Here is a 26497-nt window from a genome sequence, read left to right as displayed (position 1 = left end):
TTATCGTATCCGGGTAAAAGTTCTTTGGTCGACCACGGCACGGAGTTTCTGTTCCAGATCCTCCTGGCGAACAGGCTTGACCAGATAGTCAGTGGCCCCGGCCTCGAGACCCTCCTGTCTGCTCCATTCGCCCCCCTTCACCGTGACCATGCAAACGTAGGTGCCCTTGCTCTGGGGATGGGTACGGATGTATCTGCACAGCTCCACACCATCCACTTCCGGCATCATCCAGTCAGTGAACACCGCGTCCGGATGATGCTGGTCATACAGATGCTTGGCGACCTCGCCATTCTCAGCCTCCAGGACCCGATGCCCCGACTGTTTCACCTGCTTGGCAAGTGTCATCCGTGTCGCAGCATCATCTTCAGCGATCAGGACCAGCATAGTTCCCCCGCCTTCCAGAGTGCACTATTGTTCTGCCAGCACGACCGGCCGGTGCTTCGCCGTGATCGTTGCAGCATGGTATGAGGAAGTGCCATCGCCCCCGCGCGGTGCTTCACCCTCTTGCGTCTTGAACATATGAACGGATGCCATCAAGGATTCCGTCAGCCTGCTCAGGTCATCCGCGGCCTTGGCGATCTGGTGGACCGCCAGGGCGGTTTCCCGCGTCACGCTGCTGATCCCATCCACATTCTTGGAGATCTGGTCTGCGGCATCGGATTGCTGCTCCGTGGCGCGGGCGATGGCACTCACCCGGTCCGTCGCTTCCTGGGAGATATCGACGATCCCCTGCAACGCCCGCCCGGCCTCGTCGGCCGCCGCGATGCCCTGCTCCACTTCTCCCGTCCCTTCGGTCATCGTTGTCACCGCATCGGCGGTGTTCTTCTGAATCTCCTTGATCATGCCCGCGATCTCTCTCGTCGCACGCGATGTGCGCTCGGCAAGCTTGCGGACCTCATCCGCCACGACCGCGAAACCCCGCCCCTGTTCACCTGCCCGCGCCGCTTCGATGTTCGCATTCAGCGCCAGGAGGTTCGTCTGATCGGCGATATCGTTGATCACGGACACGATCTCCCCGATGCGATCGCTGGAGCGGCCAAGTTCGCCAACCGTCGCGGCGGACCGCTTCACCACATCCGAGAGTTGGCGCATGCGGACGATCATCTCCTGCACGATCACACCGCCACGCTCGGCAGCCTCTTTTGCGTGCGTCGATGTCTCCGCCGCCTTGATCGCATTGCCGGAGCTCTCGATGATGGATTTCGCCATCTCTTCCACTGCCGCGGCGACTTCGCTCGCCTGGGTGCTCTGCTCCTGCGCCCCGGCGGCCATCTGCTCAGTGCTGGAGGAGATCTCTGCGCTGGCGCTCGCAACCTCCGAGGAGGATTCCACGATGCTCTCGAGCGTCTTCTTCAACGAATCCACCATCTGTGCGAAGGCCTTCGCCATCGTGCCGATCTCATCGTTTCTCTCCGTGTTGACCAGAACGGTCAGATCACCGCCAGCGACCTTGGTCGCGGCGTCCACCAGCGATTTCACCGGACGCGTCACGGTCACGGTGATACCGACGACGATGCCGACCATCGCGATGGAACCGAGCAGGGCAAGCAGGGCGATCTTCCTCGATTCGGCCGCGACCTCGGCCTGGAGGGATTCGAGCGGGAATATCAATTCAAACGCGCCGTGGACCTCACCGACCTTCCACCCTTCCATCCTCACGCCCGTCGGGTCCTTCCCTTCCTTGTTCCCCCAGAGGGCGAAACTGGTATTCGGATCGCCGTGGCACGCCATGCACTCCTCCGTCAGGCGCACCGCCCGGAAATACCGCAGCTGATTCGTGTTCTTGTCGATGAGAAAATGCTCGGTGGCGTTCTCTGCATCCAGCTTGCGCAACACGCTCGCCTCCACGGAATCCGGCATATTCTTCGGGTTCCGGGGCGAGAACTTCGGGACACGGAGCGTATACCCTGACTCCGCTGCTTTCTTCGCGGCGGTCTTCATCGCGCCCACGACGGGAACCGTGTAGAGCAGTTGGTCCACGTTGGCGATATCCTTGCGGAAGACGCCTTCCTTCTGCTGCTGGGCAGTGAAATCTCGTGACGATTCTGCCTGGAGCAGGATGGCACGGGCGCGATCCACAAGGGCAGCTTCCTTCGTCTCAGCGAAGACGCTGGAGAACCAGAAATACACCCCGGCGGCAATGATGAGGGACCCTGCGGCGATCGGGACGCTGATCTGCCAGCTTAATTTCTTATCCGACATTTTGAATCGCATGGGTCAGCCTTCCTTTTCAAGGACAAGAGCACCGTTCGTTCGCACCGCCACCCCGGAGTGATGTTCTGACGAGTGCCTCGCCCCCCCATGCTGCCCCGGCCGCGCATTGGACAAATGGAACCGTCCCACGGCATCCTGCAACTGATGGGTCAGGTGACTCAGATCGGAAGCCGTCTGCGCCATCTGATGGGCGGCCTTGGAGTTCTCCTGGATGGCACCATTGATGCCATCCACGTTCTTCGCGATGAGTTCACCGGCCTTCGACTGCTCCCCGGAGGCGCTGGCGATCTGCGTCACCATCGCGGTCACCTTCTGTGCTTCCGTCACGATCACGGTCAACGCCACGCCGGCGGATTCCGCCAGCTGAATGCCGTTCGTGACCTCACCCTGCCCTTCTTCCATCGACGTCACCGCTTCGCTCGTCGTGGTTTGGATCTCCTTGATCATCCCGGCGATCTCCTTCGTCGCGCGTGCGGTGCGCTCGGCTAGCTTGCGTACCTCATCCGCCACCACGGCGAACCCGCGCCCCTGTTCGCCCGCACGCGCTGCCTCGATCGCCGCATTGAGGGCCAGCAGATTGGTCTGGCTGGCGATGTCTTCGATCACCGCAACGATCTCACCGATCCGCTCGCTGGAGGAACCGAGATTGCGTACCGCGTCACCCGACTTGTTCACGACATCCGCGATGCGCCGCATGCCGTTGATCGTCTGCGTCATCACGTCGCCGCCACGCTCCGCGGCATTCTTCGCATCCGTTGCCATATGTGCGGTCTGCTGGGCGCTCTGCGAATTCTCCATGATGGTCCGGGCCATCTCTTCCATCGACGACGCCACCTCATTCACCTGCCCGCTTTGTTCGGCGGCACCGGCCGCCATCTCTTCTGTTGCGGCCGAGATCTGGGCCCCGGCACTTGCCACGGCTTCCGAGGCCCCTGCCACTTCGGTCAATGTCGCCCGTATCGTCCCCGTGAACTTGTCGAACGCCCGCAACAGGTCCCCGATCTCGTCCTTCCGGTCCGAAGACAGTGAGGTGGTAAGGTCTGCATTGTCGATGGTCTGAACCACCTGCGTGATCGGTTTGCTGATCATTCCCGAAAGGAAGATGCCAAGCCCCAGACTGGATGCCACCGCGAAGACGAGGAGTGCAATGACGATGTTCCTTGATTCCGCTGTTGTCTCGTCGAACTCGACATCGGTCCTCTTTGCCTCTGCCATATGCCCTTCGATGAGCGTATTGTAGACGTTCTCAACCACGGCTCCCTTGACCTTGAACGCACCGGTCAGCATTGCCGCCGCTTCCTGCATGCGCCCATCCTGCACCGCCTTCCGGTACGCTGCGCCCGCTGCCCGGTATTCCTTGAAGGCATCCTGACCATCGCGGAGGGTCTTCTGTTCATGATCCTCAACAAGATCGCGCGCAAGATCGGCAAGGCCGCTCTCGATCGTCCGTTCCAGGGCAACGAGCTCTTCCATGGCGTTGGCCCGTTCTGCCGGGGCGACCACGAGGAGGCGCACGTTCTGCATGCGCAGGCGCATGAATTCACGCCGCTCAACCCCCAGCTTGCCGATCGAGACGATGATGTTCGAATAGATATCGTCTTCGGCCGTCTTCATCCAGGAGACGGTCTTGACCGCCTCGACACCCAGTGCCAGGGCGATCACCGTGACGATGCCAAACCCGAGCATCAGTTTGGTGCGCGTTTTCAAGTTTGTGAACCAGTTCATCGTAACGTCCCTTGCGTTGTTTTCATGACCCCATCAACGGAGATCCATTCTCCCGTGGGGCACCATCCGACCGGCGCCCACCGCGTGGGTGGGCGCCGACCGACCCATTGCCCCGACTGCAGACTCGAACCGGCAACGATCTGAGCCACGACGGAGATCATCGCCCGGGGCGAGACCTCCCGGCCGGAAGATCCACGGACCAGATGGCGGGGACACAGCCGTCACCCGGCACATCCCCTTCACCTGTGCATGGAGCCTCTGGTCAGGCCGCCTTGCCTTCCGCTCCGAGCACCTTCTCGAGGTCAAGCAGGATCAACAGCCGGTCTTCGAGCTTGCCCACGCCGGTGATGTATTCCTCGTTCACGCTGCCGGCGATGGACGGGGGAGGTTCGGTGACGCTGCGCGGGATGCGCAGGACCTCACGCACCGCATCGACGACGAAACCCACCACCTTGCCACACAGCTCGACGACGACGATCCGCGTATGCTTGTCATGCTCCTTGCGCTCCATGCCGAACCGGCGGCGGAGGTCGATGATCGGGATCACCTTACCACGCAGGTTGATCACACCGTCCACGTGCTCGGGGGCATTCGGAACGCGCGTCACTTCGAGCATCCGGTTGATCTCCTGGACCTGAAGGATATCAACGCCGAATTCCTCTTCACCGATATTGAAGCTGACAAGCTGCAGCAATTCCTCTCCGCTGCCATGCCGTGTCTCACTCGCCTGATGTACCGATGCTACGTCTGCCATACGACCTCCTTGATGGTCATGCTGTCATCTCTATGATCGCTCATCATTACCGGGCCACAAGGGCGCCATCTTCCTTGACCGATACATCGGAGCGGATCGCCTCCCGCCCCCCGTGATCGCCTGCACGGGTCACCCGGAACTGGCCGATGAGTTCCTGCAGGGTGTTGGTCAACTGGTTCAACCCTTCCGCCGCACGGGCGATCTGCTGGGTGCCCTGCGCCGTTTCGCCCGTCACCTTCGAAATGGATTCGACGTTCTTGGAGATCTCTTCGCTTGCGCTCGACTGCTCTTCGCTGGCCGCGGCGATCTGGGTCACCATGTCCGTCACCTTCTGGCTCACCCCGACGATCTCCTTCAAACTGGCTCCCGCCTTGTCCGCCAACTCGATGCCGCGTTCCACTTCGTTCGTTCCTTCTTCCATCGACGTCACCGCTCCGGTGGTGTCCGACTGGATCTTCTTGATCATGCCGGCGATCTCCTTCGTCGCCTTTGTCGTCCGTTCGGCGAGCTTCCGCACCTCGTCCGCTACCACAGCAAAGCCCCGTCCCTGTTCCCCGGCACGCGCGGCTTCGATAGCAGCATTCAGGGCCAGCAGGTTCGTCTGGTCGGCGATGTCATCGATGACCCCGATGATCTCTCCGATCTGATCCGACGAACGGCCGAGCTCCTTCACGGTTTGTGCGCTCTTGTTCACCACCTGGGCGATGCGGCGCATGCCGTCCACGGTCTCACCGACGACCTGACCACCCTGCTCGGCGCTCACCCGCGCCTGCTTCGCCGTGTCGGCCGCGACACTCGCGTTCTTGGAGTTCTCCATGATCGTCTTGGTCATCTCTTCGACCGCGCTGGCAACCTCGCCCGCCTGACTGGTCTGCTCGTGTGCCCCGGCGGCCATCTCTTCCGTGCTCGAGCTGATCTGGGTCGATGCGGTTGCCGTGGCACTCACGGCCTCACTCACCTTGCGGAGAGCATCGGCAAGCGAACTGCCGACCTTGTTGATGCTCTCTTTGATGAGCTGGAGGTCGCCACGGTAGTCTCCCGCCATGCGCACGGTCAGATCGCCCGTGGCCATCACGGCCAGCGTGCTGGAACCCTCCTGGACCGGCTTGATCACCGCATCCAGTGTGTCGTTCACCCCCTGGACGATCTTGCGGAAATCGCCTTCGTGCTTTGCGGCATCGGCACGGGTCTTCAACCGTCCTTCCATCGCCGCTTCCGCGAGCATTCTGGCATCCGCCACGAGCGCGTTCACCGCATCGATCGCCCGGTTCAGGTTGTTTTTGATCTCGTTGAAATCACCGTTGTAGCTGTCGGAGATCTTCGCCGGGATGTCCCCCTTCGAGATCCTGTCCACGTATTCGGCGGCCACATTGAGAGGACCGATGACCGCATCGAGGGTGCTGTTCACACCTTCCACGATCTTCCGGAAATCGCCCTGGTGCTTCGAGGCCTCGGCGCGCGTGGCGAGCTTCCCTTCCACAGCCGCCTGCGACAACATCTTCGCGTCGGTGACCAGCGTGGTGACCGCATCGATCGCCTGGTTCAGATTGTTCTTGATCTCATTGAAGTCGCCATTGTAGCTGTCCGAGATCTTCGCAGGGATATCGCCCTTGGAGATCCGGTCCACATACTCTGCGGCCACGTTCAGAGGCCCGATCACCGCGTCCAGCGTCTCATTGACACCCTGCACGATCTTGCGGAAATCCCCTTGATGCTTTGATGCATCGGCACGGGTCGCAAGCTTTCCTTCGACCGCCGCCCTGGACAGCATGTTTGCATCCGCCACGAGCGCGGTGACAGCCCCGATCGCCTGATTCAGATTGTTCTTGATCTCGTTGAAGTCACCGTTGTAGCTGTCGGTGATCTTCGACGGGATATCGCCCTTGGAGATCCGGTCCACATATTCGGCCGCAACGTTGAGCGGTCCGATCACCGCATCCAGTGTGTCGTTCACTCCCTGGACGATGTCACGGTACCCGCCCTGGAACTTCGTGGCATTCCCCCGTGTGGCCAGCTTGCCATCCACCGCAGCTTTCGACAGCGTGTTGGCCTCCGTGACGAGCTCGGAGAGGGTGCCCGCGATTCCTGTGAACGATGTCCGGAGTGCCTGCTGGGAATCGACCAGGTCATCGACCACGGCTCCCAACTTGCCGATCTCATCCTCACGCGCCAATCCGATCCGTGATGCACTCTCACCGAGGTGCACATCCGTATCACCTGCAGCGATCCGGGTAGCGGCATCGGTGAGTTCACGGTTCGCACGGACCACGGCGTTTGACGCCTCGATCACCTGGTTCACCGGGCGCGCGATCGCGCGCGTCAGAGCTATCCCCAGGCCCACCGAAAGGAGAACTGCCACCACGATCGATACCAGCATGATGGTGTCAGCCCGTGCCGCAAGAGCTTCTGTCTCCTCATGGAGCTCCAGCGCGCCTTCCGCCTTGCGGGCCTGGAAGGAGATAAGCCGTTCATCGAGTTTCTTGACGGCCGCGTTGCCTTCCCGCTTCATGAGAGCGAAGGCCTCATCCGACTTGCCCGACTTCACAAGCTCGATGAAAAGCTCCCGCAAGGGCGCATAGACCCCATACTCTTCCTTGTACGCGTTGAAGAGTTTCTGTCCCGTTTCGGAGTCCATCGATTTCCCGAATTCTGCCATCGCCGCTTCATAGACCGCGACGTTCCGGGCGATCGCATCCAGGGGGGCCTGACGGTCCCCCGGTGTCTTCGCGAGAACAAGGACCAATAATTGGTGACGGGTCTTGTGGAACGCCTCACGCGCGTTCGATACGTGTGTCAGCGGGACGGTCTTGTCTTCGTACATTTCCATATCAGCTTTAACGATCTGCTGAGATGTAGTTATCCCTACATAGCCGACCGCCAGGGTCACGGCGGCCAGGACCGAGAATGCCGCCAGCAGTTTGATCTTTAACGGCCAATTCTTGACCCGTGCCATATCGAATCCTCCAATATTACGTGTTGGTTCATCCCCCCAACGTGGGACGACGCTCTTTCGCACAGAAAACGTGCGCAAGCAGTGTACCAAAAATCCGCTGACGCCACCTTTCGGAGGAACAACCATATTGTGCAGCACACCAAGGATTTAGCAGCATCACCCAAGCACGGACATCTCGGGGGTGGAACGGCCCCGGAAGACTCGGTGATCAAATATGGCCACATGCCCTCCCCTGTTACCTGCCGGCTCCCATGTCATCCCGGATCTGTTTGAATTCACTACGCATTCGAGTTTTCAATGATTCCACACCTGTTCCACAGTTGGCATGCAACTTGACCTATGAGTCGCTCCAGAATACCGGCTCACCGGTCAGCGGCCTCCTCAGATATGAGGCCGGGGACGGGGGGGGCGCACAATTGGGAGGACACACCGTGATGTATCGCCTCGGACTTGCAGTACTCCTCGCTGTCGCCGCAGTGCACACTGTGGCATTCACGCAGGACTACCGGAAAGTGATGGAGATCGTCCAGCGCATGGAAGGACGCCTGACGAAGATGCTCGCGGACGAAGAACGGGCTCACAAGACCCCCGCAAACGAGTCGCGCCCGGACGGTGCGGGAACTCCTGGGTTCAGCGCAGGGGGGGCGGCATCCACAGCGAATGGTGCCGCAGAACCCGCGGCGAGCAAGGATCCGGTCGCTCGACTTCTCAACGGCAACCGCCGATTCGTAGAGGGGAGGACCGCCGCAAGAGATTTCGTCCATGAGCGCCCGGCATTGACCGCGGGGCAGCACCCCTATGCGATCATTCTCACCTGCTCCGATTCGCGCGTCCCACCCGAGCTTCTCTTCGATGAATCACTCGGCCAACTGTTCGTGGTGCGTGACGCCGGCAATGTCGTGGATTCCGTGGTGCTCGGCAGCATCGAATATGCCGCTGAACATCTGCATGCCGGCCTGCTTATCGTCCTCGGACATGAAGCATGCGGCGCAGTGAACGCTACGATCAAGGGGGGTGACGTCCCCCGAACATCGGGCAGATCCTTCACCGCATCTCTCCGCCGGTGCAGAAGGTGAAGGGAATGCATCTGAAGGGCGTGAAGCTCGACAGTGTCTGCATCCAGGAGAACGTACGCTATCAGGTGGCACAGGTCACCGCGCAGAGTGCGTTGCTGAAGTCGATGGTGGAAGAAGGCCACCTCCGGATCCTCGGGGCCACCTACAGCCTCACAACCGGCGGTGTGAGCTTCCACGAAGGAACTGTAGCGGAGTCCCACACAGGCGCGTCCCGCGCGGCACATGGACCCGCTCAGGGATCCACACCCCCGACTGCAGAGAAAGTGAAGCGTGATCACTAAGCCGGTCTCGATACCTTCATGCTCCTGGCCGGACGCCTTCTGCTGATCGCTGTCATCGCTGTGCTTCCCGGCAGAACCACCGCCCGGGAATGCAAGGGATGGGGTCGGACGTGTGGGACGCTTGTCGGGGCATGAACCCCTGTTCCGGGGATCCGGGGCATGATGGAATACAGCACGGCGCGTGTGAGGCCATCTCACACGCGCCGTTCATTTGTGCCGCCCCTTCCACCCAAGGAGGGGCGGCGCGTCACATCAACCACCACCTACCGCGCACCACGCTCTGCGCTCACTGTGCACTGCACCCTGCATCTCACCCTGTCTTCCTACCCTGCCACCAACGATCCATTCTCGCGAACCGCGACCCCCGAATGTTGCCCGCGCGACGGATCATCGCCATGCCCGCTTCCCACCTTGAATCCACCGATGAGGTTCTGGAGGTTGTCCGTCAACCGGTTCAGATCCTCCGCCGCGTGGGCGATCTGCTGCGTGCCCTGCGCCGTCTCGCTTGTCACCTTGCTGATGGCTTCAACATTCTTGGAGATCTCTTCGCTGGCGCTCGATTGCTGCTCGCTCGCGGCGGCGATCCGGGTGACCATATCCGTCACCTTCTGGCTCACTCCGACGATCTCCTTCAGGCTCACACCCGCCCTGTCGGCCATCTGGATGCCGCGCTCCACCTCGCTGGTCCCCTCCTCCATCGACTGGACCGCACCGATGGTGTCCGCCTGGATCTTCTTGATCATCCCGGCGATCTCCTTGGTCGCTTTCGTTGTCCGCTCGGCAAGCTTCCTCACCTCGTCCGCCACCACAGCGAATCCACGCCCCTGTTCTCCGGCACGCGCCGCCTCGATGGCTGCATTGAGTGCCAGCAGATTCGTCTGGTCCGCTATATCGTCGATGACGCCGATGATCTCGCCGATCTGGTCCGACGACCGGCCGAGCTCCTTGACGGTCTGGGCGCTTCTGTTCACCACACCGGCGATGCGCCGCATCCCTTCCACCGTCTCACCCACGACCTTGCCGCCCGCTTCGGCACTGACGCGTGCCTGCTTCGCCGTGTCTGCCGCGATCCTTGCGTTCTTGGAATTCTCCAGGATGGTGTTGGTCATTTCCTCGACCGCCGTGGCCACCTCTCCTGCCTGGCTGGTCTGTTCCTGTGCCCCGGCCGCCATTTGCTCCGTGCTGGAGCTGATCTGGCTCGACGCGCTGGCCGTCGCACTGACGGCCTCACTCACCTTACGGAGGGCTTCCTCGAGCGACCCGCCGACCTTATTGATGCTTTCTTTGATGAGCCGCAGGTCACCCTGGTAGTCACCCAGCATCCGGGCCGTCAGGTCGCCGGTAGCCATCACCGCCAGCGTGCTCGATCCTTCCTGCACGGGACGGATCACCGCATCCAGGGTATCGTTCACGCCCTGCACGATCTTCCGGAAGTCACCCTGATGCTTGGATGCATCCGCCCGGGTGGCAAGCCGACCGTCCACCGCGGCCTGCGCGAGCATCCGGGCATCGGCAACGAGCGCGTTCACCGCCCCGATCGCCTGGTTCAGATTGTTCTTCAGCTCATTGAAGTCGCCGTTGTAGCTCTCCGTGATCACCGCCGGGATGTCCCCCTTGGAGATGCGATCCACATACGTCGCGGCAACATTCAGTGGCCCGATGACGGCATCGAGCGTGTCGTTGACGCCCTGCACGATCTTCCGGAAATCGCCCTGGTGCTTTGAGGCGTCCGCCCGTGTCGCGAGCTTTCCCAGCACCGCTGCCTGCGACAGCATGTTGGCATCCGCGACGAGGATATTGACCGCGTCGATCGCCTGGTTCAGGTTGCTCTTTATCTCATTGAAATCGCCGTTGTAATTGTCCGTGATCTTCGCCGGGATGTCGCCCTTGGAGATACGGTCCACGTATTCCGCCGCCACATTCAGCGGCCCGATCACTGCGTCCAGCGTATCATTCACGCCCTGGACGATCTTCCGGAAGTCGCCGCCATGTTTCGTGGCGTCCGCACGGGTCGCGAGTTTACCCTCCACCGCTGCTTTCGATAGCAGATCGGCATCGGCCACCAATGCGTTCACCGCCTCGATCGCCTGATTCAGATTGTTCTTTATCTCATTGAAATCGCCGTTGTAGCTATCGGTGATCTTCGCCGGGATATCGCCCTTGGAGATCCGGTCCACATACTCCGCCGCAACGTTCAACGGCCCGATGACGGCATCCAGGGTATCGTTCACTCCCTGCACGATCTCGCGGTACCCACCCTGGAACTTCTCTGCGTTGCCGCGCGTGGCAAGTTTGCCGTCCACCGCAGCATGGGACAGCATTCCCGCTTCGGCGACCAGCCCGCGGAGCGCGGTACACGCCTCCCCGAGTGCCTGGCCGAGGACATCCGCGTCAGACGCGATGGGTACTTCTGTCGAAAGATCTCCTTTGGCGATGGCCTTCGCCGATTCAGTTTTGCCGCGAAGGCTGGCCTGCAGGTCCTGGATCGACTGGCTGAGCTGACCGATCTCGTCCTTCCGCGTCACTTCGCGGTTCGTCGAAAGATCCCCGAGGGCGAGCTGTCTGAGGTCCCCAACACCCAGTGCCAGGTCTTTCACGACCTGGCGTTTCACCATGAACGTGACCACAAAGAACGTGAGCAGGATGGTGGGAACCGCGGTGAACACGACGAGCCATCGTTCGCTGCTGATGGCCGCATGGTGCTTCGCCATCGAGATGCGCATGCTGATCGTCGCCAGCGGTGTGCCCGCTTTGGTATCGTGGCAGGCCTCACACCCCTCGTCCGAGAGCATCGGCTCGACCGAGCGGATGATCGGCTCCCCCTTGAAATCCTCTTCGCGCACGAACCCCTTCTGGGTGCGCATGACCATGCGCTCGATCGAATCCATGGCGGCTTCCCCGCCCTGTTTGATCACTTCCGCGGGGAGGACCCGCAGTTCGCGGAGATCCTCGACGCCTTCCATCTTGTCCAGAAGGGGCTTGACCTCGGTGACGCCCTGGCCCATCGCGGACGTGATCGACCGCACCAGAACCTCTCCGGACTGATGGACGGAGTCTCGTGCCTTGGCCATCATGTTCGCCTCCTGTGTCATCCGGAGGACGATGAACATCGCAAGGAGGACCACGGTCAGTACCGCGGCCACGATCAGGCTGATGCGTTTCGAAATTGACATAGTACCCGTACTCCCCTATGATATGTCACAGTGCCACAAGTACGAGAGCAGGTATCCGCCTGGGCCTGCCCGTGCCCTCCCGTCCCTGCGCTTTCCAACTCTCTCTTCTCCCCTCACCGCATCACGCTTCCACCAGCGAACCATTGTCCCTGACCGCCACGCCGGAGTGAGGTCCGCCTGAAGGCCCGACCTCACGATCCTGACCGACCTTGAACTCGCCGACGAGCCGCTGCAAATTGTCCGTCAGCCGGTTCAGGTCCTCTGCCGCCCTGGCGATCTGCTGGGTGCCTTGCGCTGTCTCGCCCGTCACCTTGCTTATCGCTTCGACGTTCTTCGAGATCTCTTCGCTTGCGCTCGACTGTTCTTCGCTGGCCGCCGCTATCTGCGCCACCATATCCGTCACCTTCTGACTCACGCCAACGATCTCCTTGAGGCTCTCGCCGGCCCTATCCGCCAGATCGATACCCCGCTCCACTTCGTGGGTCCCTTCCTCCATGGAGGCGACGGCACCGGTGGTATCGGCCTGGATCTTCTTGATCATCCCTGCGATCTCTTTGGTCGCCTTCGTCGTCCGCTCGGCAAGTTTCCGCACCTCGTCAGCCACCACCGCGAATCCACGGCCCTGGTCCCCGGCCCGCGCGGCCTCGATGGCCGCATTGAGTGCCAGCAGATTCGTCTGGTCCGCGATGTCGTCGATGACGCCGATGATCTCTCCGATCTGATCCGACGAACGCCCGAGTTCCTTCACCGTTTCGGCGCTCTTGTTCACCACGCCGGCGATGCGGCGCATACCGTCCACCGTCTCGCCCACGACATTTCCACCCGCCTCCGCGCTGAGCCGCGCCTGTTTCGCCGTTTCGGCAGCGACATGCGCATTCCGGGAGTTCTCCATGATCGTACTGGTCATCTCTTCCACTGCGGTCGCGACCTCGCCGGCCTGGCTGGTCTGTTCCTGTGCCCCGGCGGCCATCTGTTCGGTACTCGAGCTGATCTGGCTCGACGCACTCGCCGTTGCACTCACCGCTTCACCCACCTTGCGCAGGGCCCGTTCGAGCGAACTTCCTACCTTGTTGATGCTCTCTTTGATGAGCTGCAGATCTCCCCGGTAGTCCCCCTCCATCCGTGCCGTCAGATCTCCCGTGGCCATGACGGTCAGCGTCTGCGACCCTTCCTGCACCGGACGGATCACGGCATCCAGCGTGTCATTCACTCCCTGGACGATCTTGCGGAAATCTCCCTGATGTTTCGCTGCATCCGCACGCGTCTTCAAGCGGCCATCCACGGCTGCCTGCGACAGCATGTGCGCATCGGCAACGAGCATATTCACGGCAGCGATCGCCTGGTTGAGGTTGTTCTTGATCTCGTTGAAATCCCCGTTATAACTGTCCGTGATGGTCTCCGGGATATTGCCTTTGGCGATCCGCTCCATGTAGTCGGCTGTAACCCGCAGCGGCCCGATCACGGCATCCAACGTATCATTCACCCCCTGCACGATCTTCCGGAAATCGCCCTGGTGCTTCGATGCATCCGCGCGTGTGGCAAGCTTCCCTTCCACTGCGGCGCGCGATAGCATATGGGCATCGGCCACCAGCATGTTCACGGCATCGATCGCCTGATTCAGGTTGTTCTTGATAGCATTGAAATCACCGTTGTAACTGTCCGTGATCTTCGCAGGGATATCACCCTTCGCGATGCGGTCGACATACGTGGCCGCGACGTTCAACGGACCGATCACCGCGTCCAGCGTGTCATTCACTCCCTGCACGATCTTCCGGAAGTCACCCCCGTGCTTCGAGGCATCGGCACGCGTGGCCAGTTTGCCCTCCACGGCGGCCTTCGACAGCAGGTCGGCATCGGCCACCAGGGCGTTCACCGCCGCGATGCACTGGTTCAGGTTGTTCTTGATCTCGTTGAAGTCGCCGTGGTACGTTCCCGTGATCTTCTCGGGGATGTCCCCCCGGAGATGCGGTCCACATATTCCGCCGCAACGTTGAGCGGCCCGATCACCGCGTCCAGCGTGTCATTCACACCCTGCACGATCTCACGGTACCCACCCCGGAACTTCTCTGCATTGCCGCGTGTCGCAAGCTTCCCTTCCACCGCTGCGTGGGACAGGAGCAATGCCTCTTCCTGCAACTGCTTCAGGGAAGACTGCACGCGCTGAATACTCTGATTGAGGACGTCCTCTCCGGACCTGACGGTCACCTGATCGGTGAACGTACCTCCGGCGAGCTGCTCCATGATATCGGACTGCTGGCGAATGGCGTCAACGACATGTTCGAATGACGCGTGCAGTTCCCCCACTTCATCCCTGTACGGAACGGCCGCAGGAACATTGACCGAGCCCGTGCTTACCTGCAACGCGACCCCGCGCAGTTCGGCAAGCGGACGGGTGATGCTTCGTGTGATGATCACCCCGATCAGGATGACGAAGAGGACGGCACTCACACCTATCACCGCCATCACGCGCGACTGCGTATCGGTTTCCGCGGCCATCAGAGCCAGGTCGGCCTGCATCGCTTTCTGCTGACCTTCGCGCAATACAAATACCTGTTTCTTGATATCGCGCCAGAGGGCGGTTTCCTTCTTGTTGATCAGCTGCACGGCATCGGCAGGCTTCCCGCCGATCGCCAGCTGCTGCGCCTCTTGCTGCAACGCGAGATCCTCCTGCCAGAGCTGCAGGAGCTTTTCGATCCGGACCAACTTCGCCGAGGAATCGGGCTCGTACGTACGGAGCACTTTGCCCACGGTGCCGAGCGCGGTGTGGATCTCCGTGGCCGCCGTTTCAAAGTTCGCCCTCGCCTTCGTGTCGGTCGGGTTCAGGATGACGTTGCGGGTGGCCTGACCGGTCTGCAGGCCGCCCGCATAGAGATTGCTGTACTGCAGCATCAACACCTCTCCGTGCGAAGCACGGTCCTGGGTACGCGCTATGATCCCGGATTGGGCACGGATCATCCACACCAGGGCCGACGCAAACACGATCGTGACCACGGCAAAGGCGATCGCCAGACGCGTGCCGATGCGCAGGTTCCGGTTCATCCCGGAGAACCCCGTACGGAATGCCATATCACCCCTTCTCTTCTATAGACTATGCGTGCTTCGTTGTTCCGTTTGCCGGATACGACACACCTACCCAGCCCCAACAGTACTGTACTCCCTTCGCGAGGCCGCTGAGGTTGTCATACCCCCGCTTCTCTCTCTCGACCCATCACCGAGGGTGAATGCTGCGATCAGGTTCTGCAGGTTCTCCGTCAGGCGGTTCAGATCCTCCGCCGCCCGCGCGATCTGCTGCGTTCCCTGCGCCGTTTCACCCGTCACTTTCGAGATCCCTTCCACGTTCTTCGATATCTGCTCGCTCGCGCTCGACTGCTCCTCACTGGCCGCAGCGATCTGCGTCACCATGTCCGTCACCTTCTGGCTGACGCCGACGATCTCCTTCAGGCTTGTCCCCGCCTTGTCGGCCAGAGCGATCCCGCGCTCCACTTCGCCGGTCCCCTCTTCCATCGAAGTGACCGCCCCGGCGGTATCCGATTGGATCTTCTTGATCATTCCCGCGATCTCTTTCGTCGCCTTCGTTGTCCGCTCGGCCAGTTTGCGCACCTCATCGGCCACGACAGCAAAGCCACGGCCCTGCTCACCGGCCCGCGCCGCTTCGATCGCCGCATTCAGCGCCAGCAGATTCGTCTGATCCGCAATGTCATCGATGACGTCGATGATCTCACCGATCTGATCGGAGGACTTCCCGAGTTCCTTCACCGTGTCGGCGCTCCTGTTCACCACCCCGGCGATGCGTTTCATGCCGTCCACGGTCTCGCCGACGACCTTCCCTCCCTGTTCCGCACTCTCCTTTGCGAGCTTCGCCGTCTCTGCCGCAACACTCGCGTTCTTTGAATTCTCGAGGATCGTCTTGGTCATCTCCTCCACCGCACTCGCCACCTCTCCAGCCTGGCTCGTCTGTTCCTGCGCTCCGGCAGCCATTTCCTCCGTACTCGAGCTGATCTGGCTCGAGGCACTCGCCGTCGCACTCACGGCCTCACTCACCTTCCGCAGGGCATCTTCCAGCGAGGAACCCACCTTGTTGATGCTTTCCTTGATGGTCTGAAGGTCACCACGATAGTCGCCCTGCATGCGCACGGTCAGGTCTCCGGTGGCCATCACGGCCAGCGTTTTCGACCCCTCCTGCACGGGCTTGATGACCGCGTCCAGAGTCTCATTCACCCCTTCCACGATCTTGCGGAAATCGCCCTGGTGCTTCGTTGCATCGGCCCGCACGGTAAGGCGTCCGTCCACCGCGGCCTGCGCAAGCATGCGCGCGTCGGCAACGAGCGCATCGACGGCCTGGATGGCCCGGTTCAGATTGTTCTTGATCGCGTTGAAATCGCCGTTGTAGCTGTCCGTGATCTCCGCTGGAATATCTCCCCTCGAGATCCGGTCGACGTATGTCGCCGCGACGTTCAGAGGACCGATCACTGCGTCGAGTGTATCGTTCACCCCCTGCACGATCTTTCGGAAATCGCCCTGATGCTGCGAAGCATTTGCCCGTGTGGAGAGCTTGCCTTCCACTGCTGCGTGCGACAGCATATTGGCGTCGCCCACCAGCGCATGGATCGCATCGATGCAGCGGTTCAGATTGTTCTTGATCTCGTTGAAGTCACCGCTATAGTTGTCGGTGATCTTCGCAGGGATCTCGCCTCGGGAGATGCGGTCCACATACGTGGCCGCCACGTTCAAAGGCCCGATCACGGCGTCCAGTGTGTCGTTCACACCCTGCACGATCTTGCGGAAATCCCCGTGATGGGCAGACGCATCCGCACGCGTGGCGAGCTTGCCCTCGACTGCTGCCTGCGAGAGCATGTTGGCATCGGCCACGAGGGCGTTCACGGCATCGATCGCCCGGTTCAGGTTGTTCTTGATCTCATTGAAGTCACCGTGATAGCTGTCCGCGATCTTCGCCGGGAGATCTCCCTTGGAGATGCGGTCCACATATTCCGCCGCCACGTTGAGCGGTCCGATGACCGCGTCCAGGGTATCATTCACACCCTGGACGATCTGACGGTACGCTCCCTGGAACTTCTCGGCATTCCCGCGGGTCGCGAGCTTGCCCTCGACCGCGGCCTTGGAGAGCACGCCGGCCTCGGCAACGAGGCCGCGCAGCGCCTCGGTCGCGCGGATGAGTGCCTTGCCTGCGACATCCTTCTCCGATCGTACGCGTGCATCGGCGGACAGGTCACCGGATCCGATGCGCCCGATCAGCTCTGCCTGTTCTCGCGTGTTGCCGGCCATCGTGTTGAAGGACGCTGAAAGTTCACCGATCTCATCCTTAGACGTCACGTCGATCGAGACGTCAGCATCTCCAAGCGCGAGACGTCCGGCCGCCTCGGTCAGTCCACGCATCGAGCGTGCAAGCCGGCGGCCGAGAATGAGTCCCGAAACCCCTGCCACAACAAGCGAGATCCCGATGACGGCCATGATCGTCCAGCGCAACCCTGCGAGATCGGTCTCAACATCATCCACATACACGCCGGTCCCGATGATCCACCCCCACGGCTTGAACAATTTCACCGCGGAGAATTTTGGCACCGGAACATCCGACCCGGGTTTGGGCCACATGTAGCTCACAAGCCCTTTGCCATTCGCTTTGCAGACCTCTACCATTTCTACGAAGAACGCCTTTCCGTTGGGATCCTTGAACCCCGTGATGTCTGTGCCGTTCATCTCCGGCTTGAGGGGATGCATGATCATCCGTGGGGTCAGATCATTGATCCAGAAGTAGTCCGTTTCATTGTACCGGAGGTTCTTCACGCGCTCCATGGCGCGGCGCTGTGCTTCCTCCCGACTGAATTCGCCTTTTGCGACCCGTGCTTCATATTCCGTGGCGAGCGTGTAGGCGATATCGACCACCTGATGGATCGATGCTGCCTTCTCTTCATAGGCCCAACCTTCTACTTCCGGCAGGACATAGAAGTAGAGCAATGCAGCCAACGGAATTGCTGTTGCCAGTGTGACCACCCCTACCTTCGATGCCCATCCCCAATCCGCGAATCGTCGAACCGTCATACGCACCTCCGTCTCGTGAGCATCAATAGGTATAGAACTGGACTTGCAGGGTTGCTTCCCCATTTGTCACACGCTCGGCGACCCGGGTGTCGTCGAGGCCCGATGGCGACCAACGATCTCGTACATGAACTTCACACTTGCACCATGAGCGTTGAGGAAGTAGTTCACGCCGAGGCCGAAGCGATCGCCGGACCGCAGCATGTTCTGATAGTCGAGCGTCGCCGCAGAAGCGCCCACCTGTTTCAGGACGGCCGCGCGCACGGTCTGGGATTCATACTTCAGGTACGGCTGGAGGTGGAGATCCTTGAACAGGAAGCCTGCCTCGAAGAAGACGATGGACTGTTTCGGCACGAGCCCGGTGAACGCCGAGGAATCCATATCGCTTCCTCCGCCGTTGAATGCCCCGGCAGAAGCGGAAACGGTGATGGATCCCAGCTCGGACACGGGGAGGTCAACGAATGCATCTGCCGAATATCCACGGTAGGTCCCCTGCATGTCCATACCGGCTCCGACGTTGACCATGCGCCCCTTCCCGAGCGTGGTGCCTGTATAGAAGAAGCCTTTCTCCTTGTCCAGGAAGCAGTACTGCAAGCGGACCGCGCTCCGCATGGGTGAATACTGGTTCACGTTCCTGCCGCTGTACAATCCCGCGCGGTACTCCAGCCGTTCGTCCACCAGGTGTCCGCGCGCGGTGATGCCCAGATCACGCCCCACGGAGTTGTCCAGCGGGGCGCTGCTGATGAACTGGTAACTCCCGTAGTTGATGCCCATCAGGGTCGTGGCCCCTGCAGGCCGTTGCGCGAGATTCCCACGAGATGCAATCCTGCAACGAACGACAGTTCGGGCATGAAGGTATGCTGTATCTGGGCATCCTGGACATACATCGACACGCCGTTCACCTTGCTGCCGTTGCTACCCACACGACCGATGTTCGTGGCGTCAGATTCGAAGAAAAACGATGTGTTTTTGGTAAGGTTCCCGCCGACCAGCACGCGCAGGCGGCGGATGAAGAGTTGACGCTGCCAGTGGCGGTTGTACGCCGGATCGTTGTCCTGCTGGGCGGTGGTCTGTTCCTGCAACGCCTGAGCCTGGAACTGCGATAACAAGCCGACCTTCATCATGGGGTAGACCTCTGCCGGTACCGCGGGTTTCGCCCGGAGGTCGTCTACCGCCTTCTTCAGGTCTGCGAGCAACTGCGCGACTTCAGGCGGGGAGGAGGAATGACCACCGCTTCGAGCAGGGCGAGCCGTTCTTCGATGAAGAGCGCCCCGACGGCGGCGCCTGCTGAGACAGGCTTGGCGGCCTTTCCAGGGCTCGTGGTGGTGCTCCGGGCTCTGTCCGGGCGGATGCTATCCTGCCGGCCGCGGAGCCTCTGTGCGCGGCGCGAGACGCTGCAACGTGGAATCGACACGCGCGGTGATCTCCGCGATGCGGGAGAGTTCCTGCGCCAGCACGCCGCCGGTGAACACCAGCATGGCAACGACAACCATTGATAGACGATGCATATTCACCTCTTCCTCTGGGTTACGGGGCCCTTGTTTCCACCTGCCTCTTCACATCCGGTGGCACCGTTGCCTGCCCGATGGCAACGATACGCCTCACTTGCCTCTCCCCCTTCCGCTACTCAGGTGAATCACGCAGCCTTCATGTCCGCGCCCAACACCTTCTCCAGATCCAGAAGAATGAGCAAGCGGTCCTCCAGCTTCCCTACGGCCGTGATGTACTCTTCATTCACTCCACCCGTGATCGACGGCGGCGGTTCGGTGACACTCCGCGGGATCCGGAGTACTTCACGGACAGCATCCACAACGAATCCGAGCACCCGTCCGCTCAGCTCGACGACCACGATGCGCGTGTGCTTATCGTGCTCCTTCCGGGGCATGCCGAAACGGCAACGGAGATCGATGATCGGTATGACCTTTCCCCGGAGGTTGATCACCCCATCCACATGGTGCGGGGCGTTCGGCACGCGGGTCACTTCCAGCATCCTGTTGATCTCCTGGACCTGCAGGATGTCCACCCCGAATTCTTCGTCGCCGATGTTGAAGCTCACGAGCTGCAGCAATTCCTCACTGCCATGCTTCGCGTCCGCTGACTGATGGATCGATGCCGATTCTGCCATACTGCACCTCCCGTGTTGGTCACTCGCACCGAACTGCTTGCTTCTTCCTTAGTATTCCTGCTATCCGTTCTCCAACATACCCTCCTCCCGTACGCCGATGCCACCCACCGTGACAACGTCACCCCCGGCTCTCACGCCGGCGCCATTGCTTCCCACGGTGAACCGTCCGATCACCCTCCTTCGCATTTCTACCCCTCCGCCATCGACCCCTCACCACGCGGTCTGGGGCCGCCCATCCGCCCCCCCCCCCGCCGGGCCCCCCCCCCAGTGAAAGCGGTGATCAGCCGTTGCAGGTTGTCCGTCAATCGGTTCAGGTCCTCTGCCGCCCGTGCTATCTGCTGTGTCCCCTGGGCGGTCTCACCGGTGACCTTGCTGATCGATTCGACGTTCTTCGATATCTGCTCGCTTGCGCTGGATTGCTCTTCGTTCGCGGCAGCGATCTGGCCCACCATATCCGTCACTTGCTGGCTCACCCCAACGATCTCCTGCAGGCTCGACCCTGCCCGGTCCGCCAGGGCGATCCCGCGTTCGACCTCATTCGTGCCCTCTTCCATCGACCGGACCGCATCGTTCGTATCCGACTGGATCTTCTTGATCATGTCGGCGATCTCTTTGGTCGCTTTCGTCGTCCGCTCCGCCAGCTTGCGCACTTCATCCGCCACGACGGCAAAGCCGCGTCCCTGGTCGCCGGCCCGTGCGGCTTCGATCGCCGCGTTGAGCGCGAGGAGGTTCGTCTGATCAGCGATGTCATCGATCACACTGATGATCTCACCGATCTGGTCGGACGACCTGCCCAGCTCTCTGACGGTCTCCGCGCTCTTGTGCACCACACCGGCGATCCGCTTCATGCCGTCCACCGTCTCCGTCACGACCTTCCCGCCCTGCTCCGCCCGGAGACGTGCCTGCTTTGCCGTCTCGGCGGCCACGCTGGCATTCCTGGAATTCTCCTGAATGGTCTTGGTCATTTCTTCCACGGCACTGGCGACCTCGCCCGCCTGGCTCGTCTGCTCCATGGCACCCGCGGCCATCTCTTCGGTGCTCGAACTGATCTGGCTCGATGCGCTGGCCGTGGCACTGACCGCCTCGCTGACCTTGCGCAGGGCGTCCACCAGCGAGGTGCCCACCTTGTTGATGCTCTCCTTGATGAGTTGCAGATCGCCGCGGTAGTCGCCCTGCATGCGGGCCGTCAGATCCCCCGTGGCCATCATGGCCAGGGTGCGCGACCCCTCCTGTACCGGTTTGATCACCGCGTCCAGCGTATCATTGACCCCCTGCACGATCCTGCGGAACTCGCCGTCATGCCTCAGTGCATCGGCACGGGTCGCGAGGTTCCCTGCCACCGCCGCTTCAGCCAGCATCGTGGCGTCCTGCACGAGGTGCGTCACCGCCTCACGGGCAAGACCGAGGCGCTCGTTGATCGTTTCGAAATTCGCCCTGACTTCCGCGGTGTCAGCATCCCCCGGGGCAACAAACAGCTGCAGGCCCAGGTCGCCTGCGGACAGTTTGTGAAGGTCTTCGGAGAGTATCTCCACCTGCACGCGCTGGTACGCAGCCACCTTGTCCGCAACCTTTTGAGCTTTCCTGACAGCGGTCTGGTCCACGACGATCTCCAGAACGCCAACAACCTCATGCTTCCCATCCTTGATCGGCACACCGGTATAGCTTATCTCCAATTCGTTCGCGCCCGGGCGCGCGGTCGTCTCGCCCTGCTCTGTCTTGCCGGTCGCAACGGCACGCATGCATGCGCATTCGCCCGTGCTGCAGTGGTCGGTGCGGAAATGGTCGAAGCACTTCTTCCCGTAGAGTTCTTCGGGCCGGCGGCCGCCAGCAGCAGCACCGATCTTGTTCATATACAGGACCGTCCGGTCACGATCGATGACCATAACGGGAACCGGCATGGAGTCGATGAAGCCGACGAGACTGTCGAGCGTCGCGTTCACGCCTTCAACGATCCTGCGGAATTCACCCCCGTGCTTCCGGGCGTCCGCCCGCGTGGCGAGTCGTCCCTCCACCGCCGCTTGTGACAGCATGCTGGCATCCGTAACCATGGCATTCACCGCGACGATCGCCTGGTTCAGATTGTTCTTGATCTCGTTGAAGTCACCGCTGTACTTGTCCGTGATCTGCGTCGGGATGTCGCCCTTCGAGATGCGGTCCACGTACTCTGCCGCCACATTCAACGGTCCGATCACCGCATCCAGTGTTTCGTTCACACCCTGGACGATCTCACGGTAGCCGCCCTGGAATTTCTCCGCATTTCCCCGTGTCGCCAGCTTCCCGTCCACTGCTGCCCGGGAGAGCATGCGCGTCTCGGCAAGCAATCCCTGAAGAGAACCGACTGCGTTGCGGAGGGCGAGCATGACCACATCGTCATTCGAACGTGGAGAGACCGTCACATCGATTGTGCCTGCAGCGATGGCTTCCACGATCCCTGCCTGCTGTCTCATATTCTCGGTCAGCGCCACGAATGATGAGGCCAGCTGTCCGACCTCGTCCTTTGAGGTCACCGCCACGCTCACATGAACATCTCCAAGGGCCAGCCGGTCGGCCGCCGTAGCGATGGCCCGGATCGGTGCAATGATCCGGCGTGTATACAGATACACGAGTCCCACCCCGATGAGCACGATCGCGAGACCGACGACGATCAGGGTGGTGCGTAGGGTTTGGACGGGGGCGAGCGCGTCTTCCGTCTTCGCGCGGACAAGAAGTCCCCAGCGGTGGCCGGCATATGCTCCCACGCCCTTCGAGAACGCAAATCCATTCACTTGTGTGAAGCCGAATCGTACACTCTTCTCGACCGTGGATCCATTCTCTCCTGCCATCACCCGGGTAACACACTGTGAACTTCCCGACGTGGCCAGATTCTTCGTCAGTATGTCCTTCTCGGCATCATCATCAATGATGAGACCGCGCCGATCAATGATGGTGACGCGGAATGATGGAAAGCCATTGGCTCTCTGGAATGCGATGGTTTCATCAGTGATCGACTGTACCACAGCGATGTAGCTGGCGTAGTTACACCACACGCCCAGGATGGCACCGTTCTTATCGCGTATGGGAGCCGCGAACGGGACCGTGATCACGTTCGACCCGAACACACCTCCGATGGCCTTGTCACGCACCGGTTCACCGGCAAACGAGGAACCCGGCGCAACCTGACCGCTGATGCAGGCCTTGAACCAATCGGCCGAGCTGAACGATGTCCGTTCGAGCGCCTCTGTGTCATAGCGCTTGCCGTCGTGCGAAGTATTGGCGGTCGCAACGACTTTGCCGGAGCGGTCGACGACGATCATTGCGTCGTAGACCCCATAGAGTCGCGACATCTCATTCGCAAAGGCCCGGAGACGGTCCGGCGGCTCCTTGCCGCTCATCGTGTTTATAGCAAGCGGGTTGGCGACAAATGCCTGGACATCCCCGTAACGTTCCATCAAGCCTCTGTCGATCTTGTCCATGGTCGACAGAGCGACATTCTGAAAATTCACCTGCAATCCATCCACGATACTGGATGAGCCGCGGTCGAAGGCGACATAACCCGTCACCGCGACCGTCAGCGTGATCAAGCCCACGGTCATGAGGACGAGCCGCCCCCGGAGCGAGTTGAACCCGAGGCGGGTGGTCAGTGCCCCGAACACGTGTACCATGGCATGCCTCCGCCGGGTCATCAGATACCATACGATCGCTGCAACGGCGACGACCGCAGGGATCTGCCACCACAGTGCGGACGAGCCGCCGGAGACAGGCCCCGACGGAGGGGCAGCCTTCACCGACGGCACACCAGCGGCCTTCTCGCGATCATCGCCGCCCCGGGGTGCCGGAGCGGGCTCTGATGATGCCGGGGACGGCTGTGCGGACAAGGAGGCGACCGCCCCGCGCTCTGTCACGGGAGACACGGACCGATCGACGCTCTGATCGCCGCGCTCCACGGGTTGCTGGGGGAGTGCCGGCTTGACCGCAGGCACAGGTGCTTTCGTGGCCGGGGCAGTACTGTCGCCCATGAGGCGGAGAAGTTTTTCCCTGGTCGACATACCAGTGGCCGTGCTGTCCGTCTGCGAGGAAAGCGGTGTTGCCAGCACCAGCATCGTGAAGACCAGCAGCGATATCCCTGTGCCAATTGCGAATCGTGTGCGTGCTCCGGAGCTGCTCATGACTCGATCCTTTGACTAGAAGTTCACGGTCGTTGCAAGAAAACCCCAGTACGAAGTTGCCGGGCCTTGTTTGTATTGCATGGCCTCACCGGGGACGAACGCCGACAATCCCAGCGTGAATGTGACGATGGGAGAATACTTGTAGTTCACGGTCAGATCGATCTCCTGACCAAGGGCCTTTGCCTCGGTGAACTGGCCGGTGGTCGGATCCTTGAACATCGCGCCACGGTCCAACCGGAAGTGATGCAGGTCGAGCGCCAGCGACAGCGGTTCATACGGCGTCGCGGCCCAGGACAGGATCGCGTCATGCAATCCATACTCCCCGAGGACCTTGGGAAACAGATCCATGAAGCCGTAATAGGTGTGGCCGGAACCGAATACCGTGTTGAACGATCGGTACGACCCATCCTTCGCATCATTGTCGCCGCTCAGCATCGTGTAGACCACGCCCACGCGCATCTTCAGCGATGCATCGACCGTCACGCCTGCATTCATACTGTAGAGGTCGGCGCTGATCTTGTTCCGCGCATCCGTTTCTATCAGGGAGATGTGCCCGTACTGATGGAAGAACTCAACGTCCGCATCCCATGGTGCACTCTTGGCATACAGCCGCAGGCCGGCCGTGGCGCGGCTGAGCTTCGAAGCCCCGATCTCCGGGCCCTTCGTCAGTTCCGTCGTGTTGTCGTCGAGGAGATACACAAGATCCGCCATCACGGGCTTCAGATTGCGCAGCGTTGCATACAGGCCGTGGAAGTTCTCGGCCGCCACCACCGTCTGGCTGCCAACAAGCTTGGCCGTGAACAGGTGAACGGTGTACATCTCGCTCTCATAGGACACCTTCGCTGCATCGAACGACCGCGCGGTATTTCCCCAGTTCGAGGGGCTTACCAGGCGCTCATTGCCATAGCTCATCTCCTGCCGTCCGAGCTTCAAACTCAATCCGGACGAGAACATGTTGGCCACGCCGAGATAGGCCTGATGGAAGTCGAGCGCCTTGGCTGTACCGTCGGTCGTCCCCCGCGCCAACGCGGGATTCCCGCCACCCCATGTGCGGCTATCCTGGATCTGAATGAAGGCCTGCACATCGTCGGAGGGTTTCACCATCACCCCCACGCGCGACCGGAGAAGATTGTACCCCAGGGTTCGGGCTTCAGGAACGAACGATCGGCCATCCATCTCACCCCGGTCCCTGATCTGACCCGAGATCTGGTAGGTGATGCCGGAGGGTGCGGGGACCGTTTGAGGCGGTTTGACCTGCTGCGCTGCGATCGGAGGTTTCTCCGTGATCACCTTCTTCAGTTCGGCAACAAGGGTATTCAACTGCCCCGTGAGCTGTGAGAGATCTGCATTCTGCGGCACGCCGCTGATGCGCTTCTCAAGGATATCCATCCGGCGCGCCAGATCCTCGACCGAGGCCGAAGCAACCGCTGCGTTGTCGCTGCGGTCCGCATGCGGGACGGCCACGAGGCTCTGTCGCAGCGCGAGGACCTCACTCCGGAGACTCGCGATCTCATTCTTGCGCTCCGTTTGCTCGCGCGAGATCATGACCTTGAGGGACGTTTCCATCTCATCCACGATCTCGATCACTTTCTTGAAATCCTGACCGAGCGCATTCCCCGTCACGAGGAGCAGAACCAGTACTGCCACAGCCTTCGACTTCATGGACGGAACCTCCGTATGTGGTGACATTGCCGCTCTCATTCCGTTGTCATCTACCTTGTTGACATTCTCCCCCATCTCCCCGTCCTCTACCGGGGGTAGTGCGTGCTGCCTCTCGCGCAAATGCTGTACCAACATGCTCACTATTCCTGGAACGCTTCAGACAGCTTATTTCATCATATTTTGGCGCTTTCCATCCGCACCAACCGGAGTGAGGGGATGTCTCCCTGCTCTCGGTGCGTACTATTCGACAGGTGCCCTATTTTTCTGTCAAGCGACAGGTACTTTGGCCAGACCGGTCCGGATGAAAAGCAAGCCGGGTGAGCCCTCCGCTGCAA

Annotated in this window: 17 protein-coding genes; 2 read left to right on the top strand and 15 right to left on the bottom strand. The window is 61.1% G+C overall.

Annotation, left to right across the window (positions count from 1 at the left end; genetic code table 11):
* From IPI01_10920 to IPI01_10900, 5 genes are all read right to left on the bottom strand, one after another.
* On the bottom strand, positions 1-384 hold the full coding sequence (locus IPI01_10920; GenBank protein ID MBK7258289.1) for a response regulator: 384 nt from the start codon (positions 382-384) through the stop codon (positions 1-3).
* Between the two features lie 24 nt (positions 385-408).
* The gene (locus tag IPI01_10915; GenBank protein MBK7258288.1) at positions 409-2214 is read right to left on the bottom strand and encodes a methyl-accepting chemotaxis protein; all 1806 of its coding nucleotides are present in this window, start codon (positions 2212-2214) and stop codon (positions 409-411) included.
* Positions 2215-2217: 3 nt separating this feature from the next.
* A complete protein-coding gene (locus IPI01_10910; protein ID MBK7258287.1) occupies positions 2218-3939 on the bottom strand; it encodes a methyl-accepting chemotaxis protein in 1722 nt (573 codons plus the stop codon).
* A gap of 262 nt (positions 3940-4201) precedes the next feature.
* A complete protein-coding gene (locus IPI01_10905; GenBank protein MBK7258286.1) occupies positions 4202-4693 on the bottom strand; it encodes a chemotaxis protein CheW in 492 nt (163 codons plus the stop codon).
* 46 nt (positions 4694-4739) lie between these two features.
* Positions 4740-7646: a methyl-accepting chemotaxis protein gene (locus tag IPI01_10900; GenBank protein ID MBK7258285.1), complete on the bottom strand. Its 2907-nt coding sequence runs from the start codon at positions 7644-7646 to the stop codon at positions 4740-4742.
* A gap of 554 nt (positions 7647-8200) precedes the next feature.
* Between IPI01_10900 and IPI01_10895 the strand changes: the two genes are divergently transcribed.
* A complete protein-coding gene (locus tag IPI01_10895) occupies positions 8201-8722 on the top strand; it encodes a hypothetical protein (GenBank protein ID MBK7258284.1) in 522 nt (173 codons plus the stop codon).
* Positions 8710-9003 (top strand): hypothetical protein, encoded by a 294-nt coding sequence (locus IPI01_10890; protein MBK7258283.1) that lies wholly within the window; start codon positions 8710-8712, stop codon positions 9001-9003. The genes IPI01_10895 and IPI01_10890 overlap by 13 nt, the downstream gene beginning before the upstream one ends.
* Positions 9004-9326: 323 nt before the next feature.
* Here IPI01_10890 and IPI01_10885 read toward each other — a convergent pair whose 3' ends face one another.
* The 10 genes from IPI01_10885 to IPI01_10840 form a co-directional block, all read right to left on the bottom strand.
* A complete protein-coding gene (locus tag IPI01_10885) occupies positions 9327-12176 on the bottom strand; it encodes a HAMP domain-containing protein (protein ID MBK7258282.1) in 2850 nt (949 codons plus the stop codon).
* A gap of 121 nt (positions 12177-12297) precedes the next feature.
* On the bottom strand, positions 12298-14049 hold the full coding sequence (locus tag IPI01_10880; protein MBK7258281.1) for a methyl-accepting chemotaxis protein: 1752 nt from the start codon (positions 14047-14049) through the stop codon (positions 12298-12300).
* Positions 14050-14066: 17 nt separating this feature from the next.
* Positions 14067-15242 carry a HAMP domain-containing protein gene (locus IPI01_10875; protein MBK7258280.1) on the bottom strand — a complete coding sequence of 392 codons (1176 nt, stop codon included), beginning with the start codon at positions 15240-15242 and terminating at the stop codon, positions 14067-14069.
* A 63-nt stretch (positions 15243-15305) separates the two neighbouring features.
* Positions 15306-18233, bottom strand: coding sequence for a cache domain-containing protein (locus IPI01_10870; GenBank protein ID MBK7258279.1), 2928 nt, complete (start codon positions 18231-18233; stop codon positions 15306-15308).
* A 66-nt stretch (positions 18234-18299) separates the two neighbouring features.
* Positions 18300-19004 (bottom strand): hypothetical protein, encoded by a 705-nt coding sequence (locus IPI01_10865; protein MBK7258278.1) that lies wholly within the window; start codon positions 19002-19004, stop codon positions 18300-18302.
* Positions 19004-19354 (bottom strand): hypothetical protein, encoded by a 351-nt coding sequence (locus IPI01_10860; GenBank protein MBK7258277.1) that lies wholly within the window; start codon positions 19352-19354, stop codon positions 19004-19006. The genes IPI01_10865 and IPI01_10860 overlap by 1 nt, the downstream gene beginning before the upstream one ends.
* A gap of 228 nt (positions 19355-19582) precedes the next feature.
* Positions 19583-19738 carry a hypothetical protein gene (locus IPI01_10855; protein MBK7258276.1) on the bottom strand — a complete coding sequence of 52 codons (156 nt, stop codon included), beginning with the start codon at positions 19736-19738 and terminating at the stop codon, positions 19583-19585.
* Between the two features lie 128 nt (positions 19739-19866).
* Positions 19867-20355 (bottom strand): chemotaxis protein CheW, encoded by a 489-nt coding sequence (locus tag IPI01_10850; protein ID MBK7258275.1) that lies wholly within the window; start codon positions 20353-20355, stop codon positions 19867-19869.
* A gap of 188 nt (positions 20356-20543) precedes the next feature.
* On the bottom strand, positions 20544-24500 hold the full coding sequence (locus IPI01_10845; protein MBK7258274.1) for a HAMP domain-containing protein: 3957 nt from the start codon (positions 24498-24500) through the stop codon (positions 20544-20546).
* Between the two features lie 15 nt (positions 24501-24515).
* Positions 24516-26162, bottom strand: a complete 1647-nt coding sequence (locus IPI01_10840; GenBank protein ID MBK7258273.1) for an alginate export family protein — start codon at positions 26160-26162, stop codon at positions 24516-24518.
* Positions 26163-26497 lie beyond the last annotated feature (335 nt).

This window comes from Ignavibacteriota bacterium (genome assembly GCA_016707525.1).
In the GTDB taxonomy this organism is placed as follows: domain Bacteria; phylum Bacteroidota; class Ignavibacteria; order UBA10030; family UBA6906; genus JAGDMK01.
The sequence above is the reverse complement of the archived record's forward strand: the minus strand, read 5'-3'. Positions and strand labels throughout refer to the sequence as shown.

What these genes read in the sequence shown, in the direction of transcription:
- IPI01_10850 (MBK7258275.1), bottom strand. Translation starts at nt 20,355, where the DNA reads ATGGCAGAATCGGCATCGATCCATCAGTCAGCGGACGCGAAGCATGGC.
- IPI01_10855 (MBK7258276.1), bottom strand. Translation starts at nt 19,738, where the DNA reads ATGCATCGTCTATCAATGGTTGTCGTTGCCATGCTGGTGTTCACCGGC.
- IPI01_10910 (MBK7258287.1), bottom strand. Translation starts at nt 3,939, where the DNA reads ATGAACTGGTTCACAAACTTGAAAACGCGCACCAAACTGATGCTCGGG.
- IPI01_10845 (MBK7258274.1), bottom strand. Translation starts at nt 24,500, where the DNA reads ATGAGCAGCTCCGGAGCACGCACACGATTCGCAATTGGCACAGGGATA.
- IPI01_10840 (MBK7258273.1), bottom strand. Translation starts at nt 26,162, where the DNA reads ATGAAGTCGAAGGCTGTGGCAGTACTGGTTCTGCTCCTCGTGACGGGG.
- IPI01_10865 (MBK7258278.1), bottom strand. Translation starts at nt 19,004, where the DNA reads ATGGGCATCAACTACGGGAGTTACCAGTTCATCAGCAGCGCCCCGCTG.
- IPI01_10900 (MBK7258285.1), bottom strand. Translation starts at nt 7,646, where the DNA reads ATGGCACGGGTCAAGAATTGGCCGTTAAAGATCAAACTGCTGGCGGCA.
- IPI01_10870 (MBK7258279.1), bottom strand. Translation starts at nt 18,233, where the DNA reads ATGACGGTTCGACGATTCGCGGATTGGGGATGGGCATCGAAGGTAGGG.
- IPI01_10895 (MBK7258284.1), top strand. Translation starts at nt 8,201, where the DNA reads ATGCTCGCGGACGAAGAACGGGCTCACAAGACCCCCGCAAACGAGTCG.
- IPI01_10915 (MBK7258288.1), bottom strand. Translation starts at nt 2,214, where the DNA reads ATGCGATTCAAAATGTCGGATAAGAAATTAAGCTGGCAGATCAGCGTC.
- IPI01_10875 (MBK7258280.1), bottom strand. Translation starts at nt 15,242, where the DNA reads ATGGCATTCCGTACGGGGTTCTCCGGGATGAACCGGAACCTGCGCATC.
- IPI01_10885 (MBK7258282.1), bottom strand. Translation starts at nt 12,176, where the DNA reads ATGTCAATTTCGAAACGCATCAGCCTGATCGTGGCCGCGGTACTGACC.
- IPI01_10920 (MBK7258289.1), bottom strand. Translation starts at nt 384, where the DNA reads ATGCTGGTCCTGATCGCTGAAGATGATGCTGCGACACGGATGACACTT.
- IPI01_10860 (MBK7258277.1), bottom strand. Translation starts at nt 19,354, where the DNA reads ATGATGAAGGTCGGCTTGTTATCGCAGTTCCAGGCTCAGGCGTTGCAG.
- IPI01_10905 (MBK7258286.1), bottom strand. Translation starts at nt 4,693, where the DNA reads ATGGCAGACGTAGCATCGGTACATCAGGCGAGTGAGACACGGCATGGC.